This window comes from Sphaerochaeta sp. PS (genome assembly GCF_032144095.1).
GTDB lineage: Bacteria > Spirochaetota > Spirochaetia > Sphaerochaetales > Sphaerochaetaceae > Sphaerochaeta.
The window spans coordinates 41,508-59,849 of the sequence record NZ_JAVSNJ010000003.1; the positions used below are offsets into that span (position 1 = coordinate 41,508).

An 18,342-nucleotide genomic window follows, 5' to 3' on the forward strand; every position below is an offset into this window, starting at 1 on the left:
CTATGCCAACTGGACGGTACTGTACTCATGGAAGCAAACATCCAGGAAGAAAATGGGAAGTTACTGATCAAGGATACGCAAGGAATACGAGAATACCTCGCCATTGATATTGATCTCCTGAATCTTCTGATCATAAATGTTGGAGGAACTCTTTCCCCCGAGGTACCGTTCATATTCATACGAATACTTCATAATCAACGTCTGCTGCATCATTCAGAATATAAACTATGAGGATCCCCAGAATCATCTGTCAGGCTTTGGCTAAACCCATCAGGTGCTAGTGAGACAAGAAGACCCGGGGAATTCCTTCCCTGGGCCCATTCAGTAGATCTTAGATGTGCAAGTGGATATACTACAGATTCCTTTGGATACGGTAAAGGGAAGCTATGTCCTTGATGTACTGTTCAAGGCCCCCTGGGTTCTCTCCGCCCCAGGCATAGTCCTCCAGATCCAGCGAATAGGTCACCACCGTGTTGTAGTTGCGCAGCATCGTCGGTGGTATCTCTATCCCTTTCGATATTGTCACGGGTTCCAGTACCGGCCTCGCGGGCCTTACAGCTTCCAGTGTTGGTATATCGATATAGTCCGGTACCGCCTTGATAGTGCTGCAGCTAGCGAGCAGTATTGCGAGCATTGAACAGATCAGTAATGCCGTTGGCAATCTTCTCCTGGTCCTTCCTTTTCTCATCAGGGTCCTCCTCCTTTTCGGTTTCCATGATCTGGTGGTCTACCGATTCCTTTTTCTCCTGGTTTGCTTTCTGGGCCTCTACGATCTTATCCTTGGCCTTCGCAGCAGTCTCCCCGAGCCTAAGACCCAGCTCCGCTTTCCGTGCCCTCTGCTCGGCTTTCTCAGCTTTGGCCAGGGCTTTCTTCAGCTTGCGCTGGAAGAGCGCCCACAGGCCCACCAGCAGCACGGCTCCTACCGCTCCGATCATTCCCAACAGATCACTCATCCAGCACCCCCAGGTCATTCTCCGTCACCCCGTATTCCTTGAGCTTTGCCTTGCCGAAGAGGCCAAGGGCCTTGCATATCCTCTTGATGGCCTTCTGGTCGATGAACCATTGCAGCAGGAAGATTCCAATTGCATACCCCGGGAACGTCCAGGGAAGGCCCGGGAAGGCCAGGCCGAAAGCAAATGAAGCAGTCAGGATCACTGAGAGCAGGGCCGCTACCATGATAATCTCCCGCTTTCCCGCCTTGTCCTCGCGCAGCCATTTCTTGTAGGCCTCCATTCCGAAGCCGATGACCAGCACCAATGCAGCAACGACTGCTGCAACCACCTTCCAATCCATGCTCATTCCTCCTTGCCGTCGGCCTTGTAACCGGCTACGGCGCATTCGCGGAAATAGTCTTCCATGACCCGGTCCTGCACCTCGCTTTCCCCATTGATCTGATTCTTCCTGAAAGCGTCGAAGATCACCTGGTCGTTCTTGAGCGCGATGTCCATCCCCTTGGCAATCCTGTTGACCTGCTTATACAGACTTGTAATTGCACCCTGCAGCTTGACCAACTCGTCATTCTTGTTCCACCTGCGCGAAAGCAGGGCATTGGCCAACGTAACCGAACCGGTGATGACGGCCACCCATATCACATCACTCACCGGTTCCTCCCATCAGGATGTACTCCTGGAAGGGCATCACCCCGTCCAATACTGCCTTCAGCCCATCCAGGTCCTTGCCGATGCATTCTTGGGGAAGGTTGCGAAGATATTCCCTGTATATGACGGCCTGCAGCCTTGCATCCTCATTCCCGTCGGCCATGGCATTCTGGATTCTGACGTCGTTCTCTGCGAATGCAGATTCCCTCCAAACCCGTATCCTCTCCTGGGCGATCAGAATCGCCTTGTCATTGTTTATCCTGAGCATCCTCGATCTCCTCAAATGTGCAGAATTCTGAACCGTACCCGTCGGGTGGCCCCCAATCTTCTGGTACTTCCCAGGCTTCCCGAAAAGTCCTATCTACAGGGATTTCTGGCTCCTCAACAATCCAATAGGGAAGTCCATCTGGTACGTCCTTAAGGGCGATTGCTACCAATTCGTGGTCGAGAAGACATTCGGGGGATGGGATCAAAATGGACACAGAACCAGCCAAACCTTTATATACAATTATCATTGCCAATTCTCCTTATTCAAAAATCGCAACATATCCATACAGACAATCTGCATATACATTCGATGTAGTATAATAGCCGTGAGATACAGTTACTCCTCCTGTGGTGATTGCGGCCAATCTTGAGACTCTGAGATCATAGGCATTCTCATTGGCATCTCCGTCTTGCCTTGAGGATGTAGCAACGGCATAGTCCACAGATTTCATTGGATTTGAGAAATTTACTCTGTAGACCCCCATACCGCTATCAGTGATCGATGAAACATTCTTGCTTGCACGAATAGCGACTGATCCTGTCCCGTTGAAGTTGACCCAAGCCCTACATGCATACCCAGGCATTCCCCCCAGGTTGAGGTTCTCACCAATCAAGTTCTTTCCGATGATGTTCATGAAACGCATGATATTTCCGATTGAGTATGTATCAGCTTGTCTGGCATTGATGTTCATCATCTCAGCGCCTGCAACCGATGAGATGACTGCATATGATCCCGAGGCATGATAGTATCCTGAGTTCCCTGGATCTGCATTTGGAAGTATGAAGTTCAACGAACCATTTTCATGGAATATTGTCATAGCTGTCGCCGAGTTCTTCATTACTCCTGTAACCTGGTACGTGATGCCATTGTAAGTCAGCGTTCCTTCAGCAGTCTTGAGTTCATTGATAGGATACCCAGCCACACCATTGATGAATGCTGATGCCTTTGAATATTTCAAGACTTGCGTGTATCCAGTCATGGTCAATGAATTACTATAAATGCCCAAAGGTATCAATTCAAAAGAGGAATCGGTGTATTTGAGGGTTAGGCCAGGTCCAACAATTGTACTGTATGCAGTAACGGACCCAGAACCTGTTATATCACTTACAGAGTATCCAAAATCGCTGTCATAGCCACCATATCCTCCCCGTATGACAACAGTGACTACATCACCGGTTGCTACGGCAATTGTTCCAGTATAGGTTGTAGAACCTGAAACTGAGATACTAGCGGATAGTGTAGAGCCATTTCTATAAATCATGCAGGATGCGGCCGGTGATCCATAACGAATAAGATAAAGGCTGTACCCCAAGACAGTGCAGTTTGCTGGTATAGTATAAGTGATAATTGTCGCTGGAATAGCTTTATTTTCTCTTCCTCCACCGTCAGACTTCCCCCCAGCCCCATTTGATGTTCCACTCCCCGATGCAGAACCTAATTTTGCCCTTCCTCCCGAGGCGAGCTTTGTTGCTTGTGATAATGCCTTGCCTTTATATGACCCCGTAACATTCTGCAGTACTTCTCCTGTAGTCAGGGTACATGCACTATACATATCATCAGAAAGCCAGTGTGTAGGAGCATCAAAAAATATCTCAGTTCCTGCTTCACTTTCTGTAGTAGTTGTCAGGGGACCACTTTCAATTGTTCCCTTGAATATACCAGACCCAGAAATTATTGCGTTGATCAGATTGGCGTTGATTGCATTGAACGTACCGTCTGCTTTCAACAAAAACCCAAGTTGGTTCTCGATGTACTGCTCGGACTGGATAGAACCTCCTCCCGCAAGCTTAAGAACTCGGGTCCGGAGGCCGTCGATGTAGGCGTTGGTTACTGACATATGGTCAAAGTATGCATAGAGGGCAGAGGTGACCGGAATGATGTTGGGGACCTTCAGCGCTTCGGCTGCGGCATGGCTCATGATGTCAGCATAGTTGGGCACATAGGAAAGACCGTCAGGTGTGAATGAAATCCCGTTATACCAGTATGGGATCATGTCCGTCCCCAAATAGTAATCACCTCCAAGTTCGGAACTGTAGAACAAGGGCCCTTCCGGGGTGTATGTAGGGGCGACGGTAAGCAATCCCATGTACATCGGTCTTGCCGAACCACCGGGGATTCCCTGCACTTCCACACTCTTGGCCCCGAAACCAGCCACTGTACAGGAGAGGTTGAAGGAGGACAGCATCGATGATGCCTCAATAGTTATGACGACGGTCTCGCCGGTAGCTGAAGAAAGCTGCACACCGTTTGCAACCCAGCCGATGGAAGGGGAGCCAACGATATTCATTTTCCTACAGGTTGCCGTTATGACCTGGGTATCCTTCACCATGCCCCTGCTAGATACCAGGAAAGCTCTGGGAGAAAGCTCAATGGAAAAGTCCGAGGCCAAAGAACCAGTCTCGCCTTGGTATACCTTTGACACCACCAGTTTCTTCAGCAGGGAAGCCTGTCCAGCCTTGGATGCAGTCACCTCCACATACCCGTTGTCGGAACTGATTGCAGTCACCGAGACCACCCCGGAGGAATTGACTGTCGAGGTCACCCCTTGCTGCGTCCTGGTGAATGTCCATCCTGATTGCTCTATTCCCCCCTGGATTATTACCATCCTGGAGGTCAGGGGCGAGGATCCCAGAGGTATCCTTGGGATCCCCTGGGAGTCGCATGGGACGAGCAGCACCTCGCTTGTCAGCATGGCAAGGCAAGGGTCGTACTGTTCGGTGAATGTGATGGTTCCTGTTGCCAGCAGTTTCATCAGGCCAGTACCTCGATGTCTGTGGAGCCGAGGTTGAAGATATCATCACCGGTTATGGTGATCACCTTGGCCGTATCGGTGAGTCCGCACTTCTTGTTCGCGGACTTGATGGGGGCTGATGCCGCATGGGCAAACTGTACACCAGAGACCAGAGGTATGGTGGTACCCGATACATACGAAGCACCCACCTGCACAATCTCTTCCTTCGCTCCCACACCGGGTTCCAACACCAGCCGGTCCCCTTCCTTGATTGCCTTTGCCCCAGTCCCCGCCGAGGCGACGACCAGCGATGTAGCGCCAACAGCTATCGCCCCGGAGATGGAGGTGGCAAGATCGTAGGCCGACTTGAAGTAGGTGATGTTCCCGTTCTGGTCATGGAGGGTGAGCCTGTAGAGCTTGTATGCACCACTGACCAGGTCGATTTCACTCCCGTTCTGGAAGAGCCTCAGACGTATGGTCTTTGTGCCTTCCCCGTTCTTGAAGATCGTCCCGCCATCGACAGAATATTCAACCTGGAAGGGATCGGTCAGGTCCAGGATTGAAACCTCAGCCGAATACACCGTCCCCGTCACATCAGCCTCGGAGTCGTTGTCGGTGAACTCGATGCGGTAGGTCCTTGAGTTGGTGATCGCATCAACCGTGGCCGCACTGATTGTCTTGGTTGCAGCAGTCTCGGGATTGGAGTTTGACAGTGCTACAGCCGTACCGTCATTGGTCCAGTTGCCACCCGGGTCGCGGTATTTCCACTGGGCCGATCCGGTAACAGAGGTATCCTTCACCCCGTTACGGTAGACGGAGAACTTGAGGGCAAGGGTCGAGGTTGCAACGGAACCGTTTCTGATCACATATTGCCCATTGTCCTCAAATATCTGGACAAATACCGCTTTGCCCCCGCTCTTCATCAGGGAGAAGGTCACCGACGTCTTGAAGTCGATGGAGAGCGCAGTCGAGGGGTCCGTGTAGGTGCAGGAGAATGTACACTCCAAGGAAGGCTTTGCCTCTGTCATGCAGTTCTTGTTCAGGGTCAGCGTATAGGGAGCTGCAGACCCTACCGAACCGAAAGCAGCATTGGATGCCCCTGCAGCAATCACCACAGCAGTATCCGTAAATAGCTTCAAGGTCCATTTGGGGTTTGTGATACCCACCCCGTTCCCGCCACCAGGCGAGACAAGGTCGAGGCCAGATGCCCCTGCTGCCTGCCTGAACACGTTCGGGGTGAGCAGGTTGTTTGCAGTCGCCCAGTCGGCAGACCATTTGCCACCACCATCCTTGGAAAAGACTTGCGTCTTGGGATGGGTGGAGTTGATGAACCCGGTCAGTGAGAGGGCATCATTGTAATCGATGAACGTAATCTGTCCGGTAGCCAGTATTGCCATCAGCAGACCTCCTTGTATTCGCACTTGAACGTTGTACTGCCGTAAAAATCGGCAGGGGTGAGCTCTATTTCCTTGTAGCCAGTGGCATGGGCGGTATTCCAGGCGATATCTCCCAACTCAGACTGGCTCGTCCTTATCCATACCAGGTTTGAAGGGGAGACCGTCCCTGTAATCTCCCCTGTATCGTCGTATACATGGGCAATCATCCGCGTGTACTGCGATCCTGGACGAAACAGCAGGCCATTGGTCGATTCGATCTCGACACGGTAGGACTTGCCCCGTGGTCCCTGGGGTCCCTGCCTGCCCTTGCCCAGTGCATTCTCCAGCGCATCGATCTGCTCGACGGGAATGTCCAGGTCGATCTGTCCGGTCCCCTCGGACGTATAGCGGTACAGGCCCGAGTTTGCATCGAATTCGCGAGAGAGTATGCGTACCGTCACATCCAGGAAGGAGACCTTGTCCTCGATGACCCGCACTATCTGTGCAGGCTCCAAGGAAACGACAGACTCGAAGCTGTAGGCCTGCTGGCCCACCGTCTGCCTGAGCGACAGGATACGTGCAAGTCTTTGGGCGCTCCCTGCTTCACTGATCACCTTTGCCGTGTATGTCCTTGGGTTGCTGCCCTGGACAACCTGCTGGCTGTAGCTCCTGCCCTGGTACCAGACATCTGCCATGATCCTGAAGGCTGAAACCTCCTGGCTTTGGGAGATGGTCGAGCGAAGGTAGGCGCTGCAGTCATCCACACCGAACTCTGTATGCTTCGATACCTGTAGCGTGATGGGTTCGTACTCCATCTCTGGGTTCGCGATGGCTAGCAATTTACCCTCTGTAAGCTCAGAGATATCGTAGGGTAGCCGGTAGCCCTGTACATCAGAACCTTGGGGGAAGATCGCTCCCCCCACCAGTGTGGCCGGTGTTCCTGCAAATTCGTATTCGTAGACTGGCACCCTTGATCTGGTGAGGATTGGAGACCACTTGACCACGGCCCCTTTGTGTGAGCTGTCGCTACGTGTCAGGGTGAACCCGGTCCTCAGGTCGGCCGCCCGGATGGTAATATCCGGGACAATCAGATCCTGTGAGATGTCCAGGATACGGAATCTTCCCTCTGCCGTCGCACGATAGGTCAGGCCATACTCGTAGAGGGCTTCCTGGATGCGGTCGCTGATGTACTCGCCGTTGGAGAGTGCATAACTGGGGATGACCTCGGCCCTGTCGAAATCGACCAATATCTCAGGTTCATCCACCCCTGCCGCGGCGAAGAGCTTATGGATCAGGGAACGCTGGACATCCTCCCGGTCGATCAGAACCAGGTTGGTCCACCGCATGGAATCAAAGACATACTGCTCCAGCGTTGCCGAGCGGTCCAGGATAGAAAGCGAGATGGGTTCCATCCGGTTCAGGCTTGCTTTGGATGCGTTGAAAGGCCTGATGATGCCTGTCATCACGGAGAGGCCGTTACGCAGCAATTTGGCCGGTACAGGGTCATCAGTGGTTGCAAGCCTCGCGCCCAGGCCAATGGACCGGTGGACCTTCAGGGTGACGGTCTGAATCTCATGGGTCCCTCCCTTGCCTATGCATAGGCGGGGTGCATAACCTTCGGCAAGGATGACCCTGTCAGAGAAATCTTCCCATCCACTTCCAAAGTCAAGGTGGAGGGTATATGTTGCCTTGTCCATGCCTATTCCCCCCACCTTGCGATCCTTCCGGTACGTTGTCCTCTCGCGATTCCCTCTGCTATGCTCTGGGCAAGCTGGTCGCCTGTGTATGAGGGGCCGGTGACATAGATGTTGGTCACCTGACTGTTCTGGCTTCCCGATGCGAACCCAAACTGGCTCGCCTTGGACAGGGGGACCACAGCCTCAGGTTCCCCGCCTTCCCCTATGAGGGCTGTGGTAGGTCGATAGACAATACCACCCTCTGCAAGGGCGGTTGACGGGGTGAATTGCTGGCTGCTGATGGTCGCAACCTGGACCGCTGTCACCCCAGCTATCAGGGCGGCAGCTATCGAGCCTCCGATCGGTCCCAACGAGGCATACCCTTGCAGGATGGCCTGGGCTCCCAGGATCAGCGACTGTGCGATGCTTTGTTTCTTTGTGTTCTCGAAGGTTGTCTTGGCTATCGAGTTCTGTATCGCAAGCTTCTGCTTCTCCAATTCCTCATAACGCGAGGCGGCAGCCTCTTCGCTCGCCGTCTTGCCCTCGTCGAGACTCTGCTGGGCGGAGATATATTCTTCATAGCCCATAAGGCCCCATGCGTACTTGTCTGCCAGGGTCTTGGATCTTGCATCATACTGGCTGTTTATGGCCTTGGTCTGTTTCTCGTACAGCTTTTTCTCTGCCGCAATCTGCGTCTCAAGTACCGCTATCTGGGCCTTTGATGCCTTTTCCTGGGCTTCTGTGATCGTCTTGTAGAAACTAGTTCCCACGTCGATGATTGAGCCAAAATTGTCCTGCATGAAACCGGTCAGATCGCTTATGGCCGACTGGGCATCCTTTGCCCATTTCTTGACCCCAGTAGTGGGGAATTGTGCCTCGAAGGATTCATCGAGCTGCTCACGCACGGTCTTGGTTGCCTTCTCCATTTCTGTAGGTATTGCCTTGATGGCAATTTGCAGGCCATTGAGGATTTGGCCAATGTTCTCTTTCTGCTCCTCGGTGAGGCCATTCTGCCGTCGGTAGGCTGAGGCAATGTCATAGAGGGCAAGGAGCCGGGTCTTTTCCTGCTCCGCCGTTTCCTTCGCATAGCCTGCGTTCTTTTGCAGGAAGGAGGAAAGCCCGTCCTGCCCGTCCCGGACCTTGTAGTCGATTTTGAGCTGCTCATCGAGGAGGGTGTTGAGTCTCTCATAGTTGGCTACCTGCGAGGCCGTGAGGTTCTTGTTCTGCATCGCCTCAAGGTTGCTTTCTTTCAAGGCCTCGAGCCTGGCTATCTCGCTCTCCAGCAGTATCTGTTGGTAGCCCGAGGTAGCACTGACCAGTTGGTAGGCTGCCTCCTGGGCAGTGGTGAGGGTATTGGTCGCCTTTTCTGTTTCTGAAGGTATTGCCTTGATTGCAATTTGCAGGCCATTGAGGATTTGGCCAATGTTCTTTTTCTGCTCTTCGGTGAGGTCATTCTGCCGTTGGTAGGCCGAGGCGATGTCATAGAGGGCAAGGAGTCTGGTTTTTTCCTGTTCGGCAGTCTCCTTTGCATACCCTGCGTTCTTTTGCAGGAAGGAGGAAAGCCCGTCCTGCCCGTCCCGGACCTTGTAGTCGATTTTGAGCTGCTCATCGAGGAGGGTGTTGAGTCTCTCATAGTTGGCTACCTGCGAGGCCGTGAGGTTCTTGTTCTGCATCGCCTCAAGGTTGCTTTCTTTCAAGGCCTCGAGCCTGGCTATCTCATTTTCCAGCAGTATCTGCTGATAGCCCGAGGTTGCGGTCACCAGCTGGTAGGCCGCTTCCTGGGCGGTGGCGAAAGCCTTGGCTTCATCCGCCGCATCCTTGGCAATCCCAGTCGACGAAGGAACCATTGATGTTGGGGAAAGTGTTCTCTGTGACCTCTTCTCGTCCTCGAGGGTTTGGGGATTGTCGATCTTCTGCTGTGCAAGCTGTTTCGCATAGGCTTGCCCATACGCATTTGCTGAAGCATAGCCTGCTTCCCTGGCTCTCTTGTTGACTTCAGCTATAACCGGTTCAAAGACGGGGAGCAACTGGTCCAGAAGGTTTTGGGCAATCAGTTGTGTTGACACGTCCCCGATTGACATTGCCTGCTCGATCTGTCTGCGGTATTGTTCGACCTTGCCTTTCTGGGCCTCCCAGGTCTCGGTAAGTTCCTTGTCGCTCATCGATGAAGGCGAGACGATCCCTGCCTCTCTGTTGGCCCTGGCAATCTTGTCGTTCACGTCTTGCAGCTTTTCCAGCAGCCATGTCATTGCAGGGCTTATGCCGTCGATGATTGACTGGCCGAGCCCTTCCTTGATGTCACCCATGGTATTCCTGATCTGCTCGATCTTGGAGACGTCAAGGGCTCCCTGGGCGCGTGCAAGCCCTCCATAGGTTGCCGACAACTGCTCCAGGATCACCTTCTGGGCATTGGCCATATCGCCCTGCTTTACAAAGCCCTTGATCGAGGTCTGCTGCTCTGCACTCAGGATCACCATGCTTTCCTTGAGCAGGCTGATGCCCTGTATGGGATCTGCCAATGCCCTGGAAAGCTTCTTTGCGTTCTCTGCCGCACCTGTTCCCATGGCTGTGGACATGTCCAATACAGCTTCGGTTGCCAGTGGCATGATGTCGGATCCGATCTTCCTTGTCTGGACCATCATCTGCTCGACAGTGAGGATCGTCTCATCACCGTAGTTGGTTACCGCCTGCAGGGATGAGGCGTATTCACGAAGCTGTCCGATGGTGAATTCCGATTCCTGGCCTGTCACCTTGATGGCCGCAGCCAGGGAAGTCTCCGCCTTTGCCTGCACTGCATACAAAGCAACCGCTTCCTTGGCGGTTGAGAGCACCTTGGAAAGGGTCACAGAGACGCCTGCCGCAGCGAGCCCTGTCTTCAGAAGGTTTGCCGTAAACAAGGCAGCGTCAGAAGAGCCTTTCGCTGTACCCATCTTGTCGATGGCCGAGCCGACCTTTTTCAGCCCTGCTTCCGCCTGGGCCGTTTCGCTCGTTACCTTTATCCTCAGATCCTTCGCCATCTATATCATCCTTGGGTGGTAGAGCCGATCCAGGGGGTCCAGCAGCTCCACGGTCTGGGAAAGAAGGGCCGGTTGTTCGGCCCATCCGCCACGGTACGGCCATCCCATCGTCCGGTACCGCCAATAGAAATGGATTGCATCCTCTGCTATCCCTTCTTCCTTGAGGAGGGAAGGTATCTCGTCCAACCTCACCTCATACCCGCTTCTGAGCACTACGGTACGGTCACTGCCTCCATATACCCGCCTGTAGGATGATGAGTATCCTTCAGCTAGGAGACTGTAGGTGAGCGCAATTTTTTTTTATCGTCTGTAGCAAGGATGCTTTCACGCAGGATATGCTCGGCCACCTCGAAATACAGTACGAAGGTACCCGGGATCCCCGGTACATCCTTTGCCGCCACTTCCTTTTCCATCCCGTCTACCTCGAAGACCGTGTTTCCCAGCCTGGTCACCTGGCTTTTCCATATCCGTGCCCAGGAGTCGGCCTGGCTCTGGCTACGGACCATCTCGACCTGTTCGCCTGTCATCAGCCTGTATTCGACGAAGGGACGGGAGGAATCCTCCTGCCCCTCGAAGTCAAAGCACTTGGGCTCATACCGCCCGGTCGTCGCTATTGTCAGCCTCATGCTGCAGGAGTCCCCTCGGCCGGTGCCCCGTCAAAGGTGAAGTTCGCAGACCAAGTCACCTTTCCAGCTGCTGGGGTGCTCATGTTGAACGAGCTGAGGACAGCCGGGCCCGAATATTCCTTGGTTGCGCTCTGCACCAAATGGATGTCCGCCCGTACCTCATCCTCCCCGAGCCATGTTGTCACCAATGCCGCAAGGGCCGTATCCGAATCTGAATAGCTTCCTCCCAGACTGCCTGTGGCACTCTTCTTGCCGCCTTGGGCATTTGCCCAGCTTGTGCCGAGCTTCAGTATCTCGGATGCTTCCTGGGACAGGTCCATCGACCATGTATCACAATATGCGATCTGGTCTTCACCAACCTTCACCTTTCCGTCCTTGCCTGTCAAAACTTTGGTATTCATCTCTGGACTCCTTTGTCAGTCCTCGAGCTTGTCGAGGAGTTTTTCCTTCTTTTCCTTCCCCTCTGTCTTTACGACATAGGGAACCATCACGGCCCCGCATCTGGGGCAAAGCTGGGGGAGGCTTCTCCCCTCGATCTTGTGCCCACATTTCTTGCATTTGATAGCCATCAGGGCATCCTCCATGCCAGGACGTCAATATCGATGTCGGCCTCCACGAACAGGAAGAACAGCGTCCTGGAGCTGTCCCTCGCCTTTGCAAACGTCGCCTTCTTGACCTCTGCGATGTTCCCCCCGAAATGGGGATCATCGCGCAGGATCGAGTCGAGGACCGCCTGGTAGGAGCAGAGCCTTTGGTAGCCCTCATCAGGATCCTCACAGCGGAAGACCAATGCGATGTCCGTCTCCATCGTCTGGAAGAAGGGTCCGTCTGAACTCTCCCCGTCGCGGTCACTCTTGATCAGGAAGGCCGGGTGTGCGTGCAGCCCGCTTGCCACGTCGCGGTACCCGATGTCCCATTCCTCGATGGGGACCAGTCCCTGTTCGGCGATCCTGTCGGCAAGGGCTACCTTAAAATACTCCAGGATGCTTTTCAGCACCTCATACGTATCGAACAATCCCGTCACAACACCTCCAGTTTCCGCTCCATCCTCTCAAGGTTCTTCTCCACAAGAGTCATGTACCGGCCCGTCGCCTCATATCCAGCCTTGCCCGGTCCCATGAACTCCCGTTTCGTCCCCGTCCACCGGTGCAGGTAGTTCAGGTGCCCCTTCACTCCCACCCCGAAGTCGACGTAATGCCCTGCAACCCCTTTGCTGGCGTTGTAGTGCCGCACGCTCCCTTCCGTCTCGCCGGTCCGTTTTCCCAGGGCCCTGCCGTTGAGGAAGGTCTCCCTGATATGGGACGCCATGTCCTGGGCCACATCACCCATCGAGAAGTCCATGATTGCAGGAAGCGATCCCCCCAAGGCGGTGATCCGCTGCCCGATCTGCTTGTCGATGTCGATGCGCAAGGCATTGGCGGCTCTACTCATCTGACCAGGTTCCTGCGGTATGCGCGCAGCAGGAACTTGGCATAGTCGGTGGGGGCCACCGTCTCCAGCTGCTCCGTTCCCCCGTCTGCCATGGTCCTGCTTGTCACGCCCCCTGCCACCCCGGTCACCCGTCTTGCCATCATCTGGATGGTGTCGGCAACCGCAGCCTCGATATCTGCAGGGATGGCCTCATACCCAGCCATATACACAACCCTTATGCAGTCTTTCACATAGGGGGTCTGCATACCGTACAGTGTGACGATTCCCGTTTCCCCATCCACACGGTAGAGGGATGGGTCCAGGGACGATGCAAAGGCATGCAAGGCATCGACGGAAAGGCTGACGATCGAGGCCACCGGCTTCTCGTCCAGCATGAGGCGGTCGTGCCCGTTGCCGTCCTGGTATTCGGTGACCTGGCGCAGGTGGAGGTCGCGGCCGACAAAATGCAGGCATGCCAGGCTTGCAGCGGGGATCAGCCTCTCGTACATCGCCTCGGTCCTGGAACCGGGGGCGATGGTGAAGCCGTAGCCATCGCGAAGCCTATCAAGCGTGATCAGGTCAGCCGTATCCATAGTTCACTCCCTATCAGGCCGCAGCCATCTTCAGGACCTTGAATGCATCGGCCCTGAGGACGTTTCCGTCCAGCCGTTCGGTACCCTTGATCCCCTTCTGGTCGGACTCCGCATACAGTTCGTTGAGCACGGTCAGCTTCATTCCCTGGCGGTCCACGATCTGGTAGTAGGAGAGGTTCGCGGCAATGACTGCACGTGCACCCGCTGCCATCTCGTCGACATCGTCGAGGGTGATGATCTCCTTGCCCTGGATGCTGGTCAGGTCGATCTGGGGCGGGAAGTAGTACTGCCCGTTGTCGTCCTTGAGCAGGCTGATCTCGGTCTTGGTTGCTGGGTTCATGATCAGAACGGCCCCAGTGGCGTAGTCTTTCATTGAGCCGACCAGGCGCTTGATCTCGTCCAGGGTGATTGCCGTTGCCGAGGCAGCCGTAATCGCGTTGGTACTGACCGCTGTCAGGATGCCGGTCATGTGCTTGTTCCCGCTTCCAGTACCCTTGAGGATCTCGGTATCTTCCTTTTTGGCGAAAGCCCTTGCGATGTTCTCTGTCAGCCAGGAGAGGGCGTCGATCGCGACGTCGGCAATGAATTCCTCGCTCACCTTAACCAAGGCACCGAGCTTGTAGGCTGTGAAGTTCACCTGGTCCAGGCTTGCATCCTTCTCCGGATGCTTCTCCCCCTCACCGACGTACTCTGCAGTCACCTGGTCCTTGTCGATGGCGATGGTGTAGTCCCCGCCCAGGGAGATACGTCTGCAGCGTCCCCGCAGCTTTCCGTAGGTCTCACGCTTCTTGATGATCTCGCTGGCTACGGTGGAAGGGATGATGCCGGTATAGGTTGTCCCCACCGCCACAGCATCCTGGATCTTCCTGACGAAGAGCTTCACCTCGTCGGTGAGCTTTTCCTTCGAGCCTTCGATGATGGTCCTAGCAGTCCCTTCCTCAAGCTTGTCGTCGAGCTCAATGCGCTCGGCTTCGGTGAGTGCGTATTCGGTGTCATGGATGTCCTTGGCCTTGTCCTCGTAGGCCTTCACATCCTCTTCCTTGTACCCGTCGGTCATGGTCGCGAAAAGGGCCTTGCGTTCCTTTCTCAGTACGGCCAGTCTTTCCCTCAGTTCCTTTGCAGTCATGTTTCCTTCCTCAGTCGATTGCTTCGACTTGTTTCAATATTGCGATGCGCCGCTGTATCTCTTTTGGGGACAGTTCCCCATCAGACCCGGGAGGCATCCCGTCCGGGTCATGGCTGCTTGCGCTCTCATTCTTCATACCTTCTTCCGGTTCGGTCCCCGGGCCCGCATACGTATCGTTGGCAGGGTCGGTAACGAAATCGAGGTACCGTACCAGTTCGTAGGTGGCGGCATTGACCACCCCGTCGTTGTCCGTCTCCCCATAGCCGACACTCGATACCCCGATGGGCACCCCTGCAGTGTGGATTGCCAGAAGCTTGTCGCTGTAGGCCTTGTCCACGAAGAAGATGTCCACCCAAAGCAGGCCGTCCTCGATCCGCGGCTGTTTCGCCACTGCCACAGTGTTCCCATAGGCCTCACCCCACTCATGCCGGTGTGAGTCGTAGGCGATTGTAGCCCTGTTCTCGGCTATAAGGCGCTCGGCCAGCTCCTGGGTATAGACGCGCCCGTTGAGGTTGATCTTGCCGATGTTCCAGATCGGGGCGCTCCATGCGCTCACCGACCCGGACTGTTCTGCGAGCCTTTCATCACCCAGGCGCCTGATCGTTGATGCTGTTGCGTATTCGCGAAATAGCTTCAGGTCCTTGTTCCTTGACATCCTTTCTATCTCCCTGGTGCCACCGAGCAGGAGCACCCTTCATGGAATGGAGGATGCTTCTTCGATTTGCTTATGTGCATGATGTTCCCCTCTCCGTCATCAACGTCCTCACCCTTGCTCAGCACATTGCCGTTGACCTCGACCACACGCCCGTCGAGCCTTTTGCAGAACTCGCAGGAATCAGCCGATGCGACCACGTGCATATAGGTCACACCCAAGGAGGCAAACAGGAAGACCGTCATTGCATTGGCCGACCGGTTCGTCTCTCCTTCCGCTTCACGGTTTGGTACCGTTGCGATCCATTCCTGGGTGGCGGTGGCAACGGTATCCCGCACCTGGTCGTCGGGGATCCCAGTGAGGGACTTCTCCAGGGCACCGCTCCTTGATGAGGCATGGCGGTCGCTGGCAGCATAGGCATAGGTCTTCACGAACCGCTCGAAGGCGTCGGAATCGACGGGCGTCCCTGTCTTGACCTGTCTCTGTACGATGGGCTGGATCTTCATTGCGATGGCAGAAAAGGCTGAAACATACTGGTCCCCGAATTCCCTAGCTATCTTCTCGGTTGCTAGCATGAACTTATCCAGAAGCTCGGATGTAGGGATATTCAAGTCAAGCAGGGCCTGTAGCGCATCAATCTCGGCCTTCAGTTGCTTGCGTGCGAGTTTTTCGATGGTCTTGCGCTGCGATGCTGCCACATCTGATCGCTCGGCCATGTATGCCAGGTCCTCGAGTTTTTTCATATCCTCGATCCGGGCTGCTTGGGTTCCACCATCCCTGGTTTCCTGGGTCATTGCCTTGTAGGTGTAGGGGTTGGTCGTCGCCGCGACTTTGCGCGGGACATAGTTCATCGGGACCATGTACAGGTCCCCGTAGTCAATGGGGTCCATGTCCTCGAGGCTGCGCACATCGTTGGCACTCATCCACCCGTCCATCAGGGCGTTGTGGTAATAGGCAGAGCGGGTGGTCGCGTCTCCGCGCATCAGGCCGTTGAGGTTGATCTTCACATACCGGGAATCATCATGGGGGAAAAGGGATGCATTGAAGGCATCTTGCCAGGCTACCGAGCGGGGGAGGATGGCATACTGCACCAGGTCGATCCCGCGTTGCTCTGCATTGGCATAGGTTTCCTTCACCGATCCACCGGCGAAGGCCTCGGGTACACCGAAACGCCTTGCAACCTCGGCTACCGTCCATCTCTGGGCTTCCTGGAATTCGGCGCTCTTGCTGTCGATCTTCACCGGTTCATAGGTCGTGTTGTCGGGGATGACCGCTGTCTTGAATGAGTTGCCGCTTCCCCCAAACCCTGTCTGGAAGGATGTGCGGATCTCATCCTTGGTCTCCTTGCTCGTATTGGCAGGGACCTTGACGATACCACCGAGCATGGTGCCACGTGAAAACCAGTTGGTCTGCATGGTCTTGGCAGCGTTCGAGACAGCGAGGTCCTGTTTGACGTAATCAAGAGGAGCCAAGGGCATGATGCCGTTGGTCGTGAGGTTCATCACCACCAGCATATCTTTTCGGCTGATGTATTCACCTGTTGTCGAATAGAGGTAGCAAAGTGAGCCGTCCTTGACCGTGGGCTGTACCAACGTAGGGGCTATGGGATAGAGGGCTATGGGCTTGCCGGTGGTGGACCGGCCTATCTTGGCATAGGCCACCCCGTAGAGCTCGAAGTTCAGGCTCATGGCGAAACGGAACGAGTAGGGGTTCATGTGGGGGCAGGGATGGCGCAGGAGGATTGCCTCGGCTGAAGCAGTGTCCGTCTTTCGTGACCCGTCACTGTTTCTATTGTAGGTGTGAATGGGAAGCGCCCCGAAGGTCCTGGCAAGGTTTACCAGGCAGATCCAGAAGGCACTGTTCTCCAGCGCCTTCTCGCGGTTGAAGGACATGAGGTCGGTCCAGTCCAGGCTCTTGCCCACTGAGACGGATACCGCGTCCTTAATCTTGTTGAAATGAAACAGCTTTCCCAATCCCATGATGTAAGCATAGAAAAAGTCCTGCTTTCATGCGATTGAAACTAAACGGTATTTTTGGGTACACAGAATCTTTTTGGGAATATATGATCACCTGTGGAAATATTTGTTGACATAATTTTTTTTAGGTAACTATAATTTCTTTAGGTAAAGGGGGATAAAGATGTCATTTATAATTTCAGTATATGTCAATGGAGGTATTGTCTTAGCAAGTGATAGTAGGATTTCTTATAACGAAACAAAAACTGACGGTAATTCAAAAACTGTTCTTGTTGGTGTCCATAATTCAGATACTATGGATAAAACTTTTATATGCCCTAACAATATCGGCATTTCAACTTGTGGAGATGCTTCAATAAAAGGAATACCCATTACTGGATATATCGAAGATTTCATCCGAACCAACATTACAGATCAAACTGATATTGATATTTTACCAAACCTTATTATCCTATATTTTCAAGGACTTGACCCGAATATTCGCGTGCATTTTCTGATTGCTGGATACAAAGATGAAGGTGGTAAATTGATACAAAAAATCTATCAAGTCCATACCAATAATAAAATGATCCTTCCCATTGATACATCAAATCAAGGGGCAAAATGGGACGGTGAAACTACAGTGTTTTCAAAGATAGTTCAACCTACTGCTATACTTAATGCGGATGGTACATATTCAAACCTTCCCTTCTTTGGAATACCTTTTAATTTGTTTACACTGCAGGATGCAATCAATTTTGCTAAATACGCCGTTGACGTGACAATACAGACCATGCATTTCCAAAATATAAATGAAACGGTTGGAGGTCCGATAGATATTTTGGTTATAAAACCTGATGAGTCATTCTGGATAACACATAAGAAACTACACATTTGAGTAAAAACCAAGAAAGTCTTTTTTAAATACTTAAAACAAGAAACCTCTTTGCTTTTCACAAAAGAATCCAAAGAGGTTTTATAAAATTCTTATATTCTAATAAATAAGAGAAAAAGTGAATTAGTAAAATAGAGCGGAGAGTTGGGATTCGAACCCAAGACATTTAACCCTTCTACATTTTAGTTCATCTCATTACTCTTGTGAGGTAACGCTCCCCGCAAATGCCCAGTCCCGCCAAACAAGTACTTATAATAGCAATATTTTTCATCATCTTACCTCCATTAAATTCAAAATCAACCTTTTTCGAAACCACTTTTGAAGGTTCTTTCGAATGGTTTTCCAACCTTTTAGAGTAGGATGAGAATCGTAAAGCCACACAAGATAATAACGAAATCCCCAAAATGCCAATTGAAGGC

At 53.3% G+C, this 18,342-nt stretch carries 21 protein-coding genes; 1 reads left to right on the forward strand and 20 read right to left on the reverse strand.

What is annotated here, in order from left to right; all coding sequences use genetic code 11:
- Window positions 1-352 precede the first annotated feature (352 nt).
- The 20 genes from ROJ03_RS04645 to ROJ03_RS04740 form a co-directional block, all read right to left on the reverse strand.
- On the reverse strand, window positions 353-526 hold the full coding sequence (locus tag ROJ03_RS04645; protein ID WP_313725831.1) for a hypothetical protein: 174 nt from the start codon (window positions 524-526) through the stop codon (window positions 353-355).
- Between the two features lie 85 nt (window positions 527-611).
- The gene (locus tag ROJ03_RS04650) at window positions 612-953 is read right to left on the reverse strand and encodes a hypothetical protein (RefSeq protein WP_313725832.1); all 342 of its coding nucleotides are present in this window, start codon (window positions 951-953) and stop codon (window positions 612-614) included.
- Window positions 946-1,293 carry a hypothetical protein gene (locus ROJ03_RS04655; protein WP_313725833.1) on the reverse strand — a complete coding sequence of 116 codons (348 nt, stop codon included), beginning with the start codon at window positions 1,291-1,293 and terminating at the stop codon, window positions 946-948. Before ROJ03_RS04655 ends, ROJ03_RS04650 begins: the two co-directional genes overlap by 8 nt.
- Window positions 1,294-1,295: 2 nt before the next feature.
- Window positions 1,296-1,601 (reverse strand): hypothetical protein, encoded by a 306-nt coding sequence (locus tag ROJ03_RS04660; protein WP_313725834.1) that lies wholly within the window; start codon window positions 1,599-1,601, stop codon window positions 1,296-1,298.
- The gene (locus ROJ03_RS04665; RefSeq protein WP_313725835.1) at window positions 1,594-1,866 is read right to left on the reverse strand and encodes a hypothetical protein; all 273 of its coding nucleotides are present in this window, start codon (window positions 1,864-1,866) and stop codon (window positions 1,594-1,596) included. Before ROJ03_RS04665 ends, ROJ03_RS04660 begins: the two co-directional genes overlap by 8 nt.
- Entirely contained in the window at window positions 1,847-2,113 is a 267-nt protein-coding gene (locus ROJ03_RS04670) for a hypothetical protein (protein WP_313725836.1), read from the reverse strand. Before ROJ03_RS04670 ends, ROJ03_RS04665 begins: the two co-directional genes overlap by 20 nt.
- A 12-nt stretch (window positions 2,114-2,125) precedes the next feature.
- Window positions 2,126-4,618, reverse strand: coding sequence for a hypothetical protein (locus tag ROJ03_RS04675; RefSeq protein ID WP_313725837.1), 2,493 nt, complete (start codon window positions 4,616-4,618; stop codon window positions 2,126-2,128).
- Complete coding sequence (locus tag ROJ03_RS04680) at window positions 4,618-5,994, reverse strand: hypothetical protein (RefSeq protein WP_313725838.1); 1,377 nt, start codon at window positions 5,992-5,994, stop codon at window positions 4,618-4,620. The genes ROJ03_RS04675 and ROJ03_RS04680 overlap by 1 nt, the downstream gene beginning before the upstream one ends.
- Entirely contained in the window at window positions 5,994-7,670 is a 1,677-nt protein-coding gene (locus ROJ03_RS04685) for a hypothetical protein (protein WP_313725839.1), read from the reverse strand. The genes ROJ03_RS04680 and ROJ03_RS04685 overlap by 1 nt, the downstream gene beginning before the upstream one ends.
- 2 nt (window positions 7,671-7,672) lie before the next feature.
- Window positions 7,673-10,666, reverse strand: a complete 2,994-nt coding sequence (locus ROJ03_RS04690) for a phage tail length tape measure family protein (protein WP_313725840.1) — start codon at window positions 10,664-10,666, stop codon at window positions 7,673-7,675.
- Window positions 10,667-10,852, reverse strand: coding sequence for a hypothetical protein (locus ROJ03_RS04695; protein ID WP_313725841.1), 186 nt, complete (start codon window positions 10,850-10,852; stop codon window positions 10,667-10,669).
- Between the two features lie 83 nt (window positions 10,853-10,935).
- Window positions 10,936-11,292, reverse strand: a complete 357-nt coding sequence (locus ROJ03_RS04700) for a hypothetical protein (protein WP_313725842.1) — start codon at window positions 11,290-11,292, stop codon at window positions 10,936-10,938.
- Complete coding sequence (locus ROJ03_RS04705) at window positions 11,289-11,693, reverse strand: phage tail tube protein (protein WP_313725843.1); 405 nt, start codon at window positions 11,691-11,693, stop codon at window positions 11,289-11,291. The genes ROJ03_RS04700 and ROJ03_RS04705 overlap by 4 nt, the downstream gene beginning before the upstream one ends.
- Before the next feature lie 15 nt (window positions 11,694-11,708).
- On the reverse strand, window positions 11,709-11,861 hold the full coding sequence (locus ROJ03_RS04710; protein ID WP_313725844.1) for a rubredoxin-like domain-containing protein: 153 nt from the start codon (window positions 11,859-11,861) through the stop codon (window positions 11,709-11,711).
- Window positions 11,861-12,316: a hypothetical protein gene (locus ROJ03_RS04715; RefSeq protein WP_313725845.1), complete on the reverse strand. Its 456-nt coding sequence runs from the start codon at window positions 12,314-12,316 to the stop codon at window positions 11,861-11,863. Before ROJ03_RS04715 ends, ROJ03_RS04710 begins: the two co-directional genes overlap by 1 nt.
- Window positions 12,313-12,723 (reverse strand): hypothetical protein, encoded by a 411-nt coding sequence (locus ROJ03_RS04720; protein ID WP_313725846.1) that lies wholly within the window; start codon window positions 12,721-12,723, stop codon window positions 12,313-12,315. The genes ROJ03_RS04715 and ROJ03_RS04720 overlap by 4 nt, the downstream gene beginning before the upstream one ends.
- Window positions 12,720-13,295 carry a hypothetical protein gene (locus ROJ03_RS04725; protein ID WP_313725847.1) on the reverse strand — a complete coding sequence of 192 codons (576 nt, stop codon included), beginning with the start codon at window positions 13,293-13,295 and terminating at the stop codon, window positions 12,720-12,722. Before ROJ03_RS04725 ends, ROJ03_RS04720 begins: the two co-directional genes overlap by 4 nt.
- 13 nt (window positions 13,296-13,308) lie before the next feature.
- Window positions 13,309-14,421, reverse strand: a complete 1,113-nt coding sequence (locus tag ROJ03_RS04730) for a phage major capsid protein (RefSeq protein ID WP_313725848.1) — start codon at window positions 14,419-14,421, stop codon at window positions 13,309-13,311.
- A gap of 10 nt (window positions 14,422-14,431) precedes the next feature.
- Entirely contained in the window at window positions 14,432-15,076 is a 645-nt protein-coding gene (locus tag ROJ03_RS04735) for a hypothetical protein (RefSeq protein WP_313725849.1), read from the reverse strand.
- Window positions 15,077-15,081: 5 nt separating this feature from the next.
- A complete protein-coding gene (locus tag ROJ03_RS04740) occupies window positions 15,082-17,052 on the reverse strand; it encodes a phage portal protein (RefSeq protein ID WP_313725850.1) in 1,971 nt (656 codons plus the stop codon).
- Between the two features lie 160 nt (window positions 17,053-17,212).
- On the opposite strand from ROJ03_RS04740, the gene ROJ03_RS04745 reads away from it, so the two are divergent.
- Window positions 17,213-17,926, forward strand: a complete 714-nt coding sequence (locus ROJ03_RS04745) for a hypothetical protein (protein ID WP_313725851.1) — start codon at window positions 17,213-17,215, stop codon at window positions 17,924-17,926.
- Window positions 17,927-18,342 lie beyond the last annotated feature (416 nt).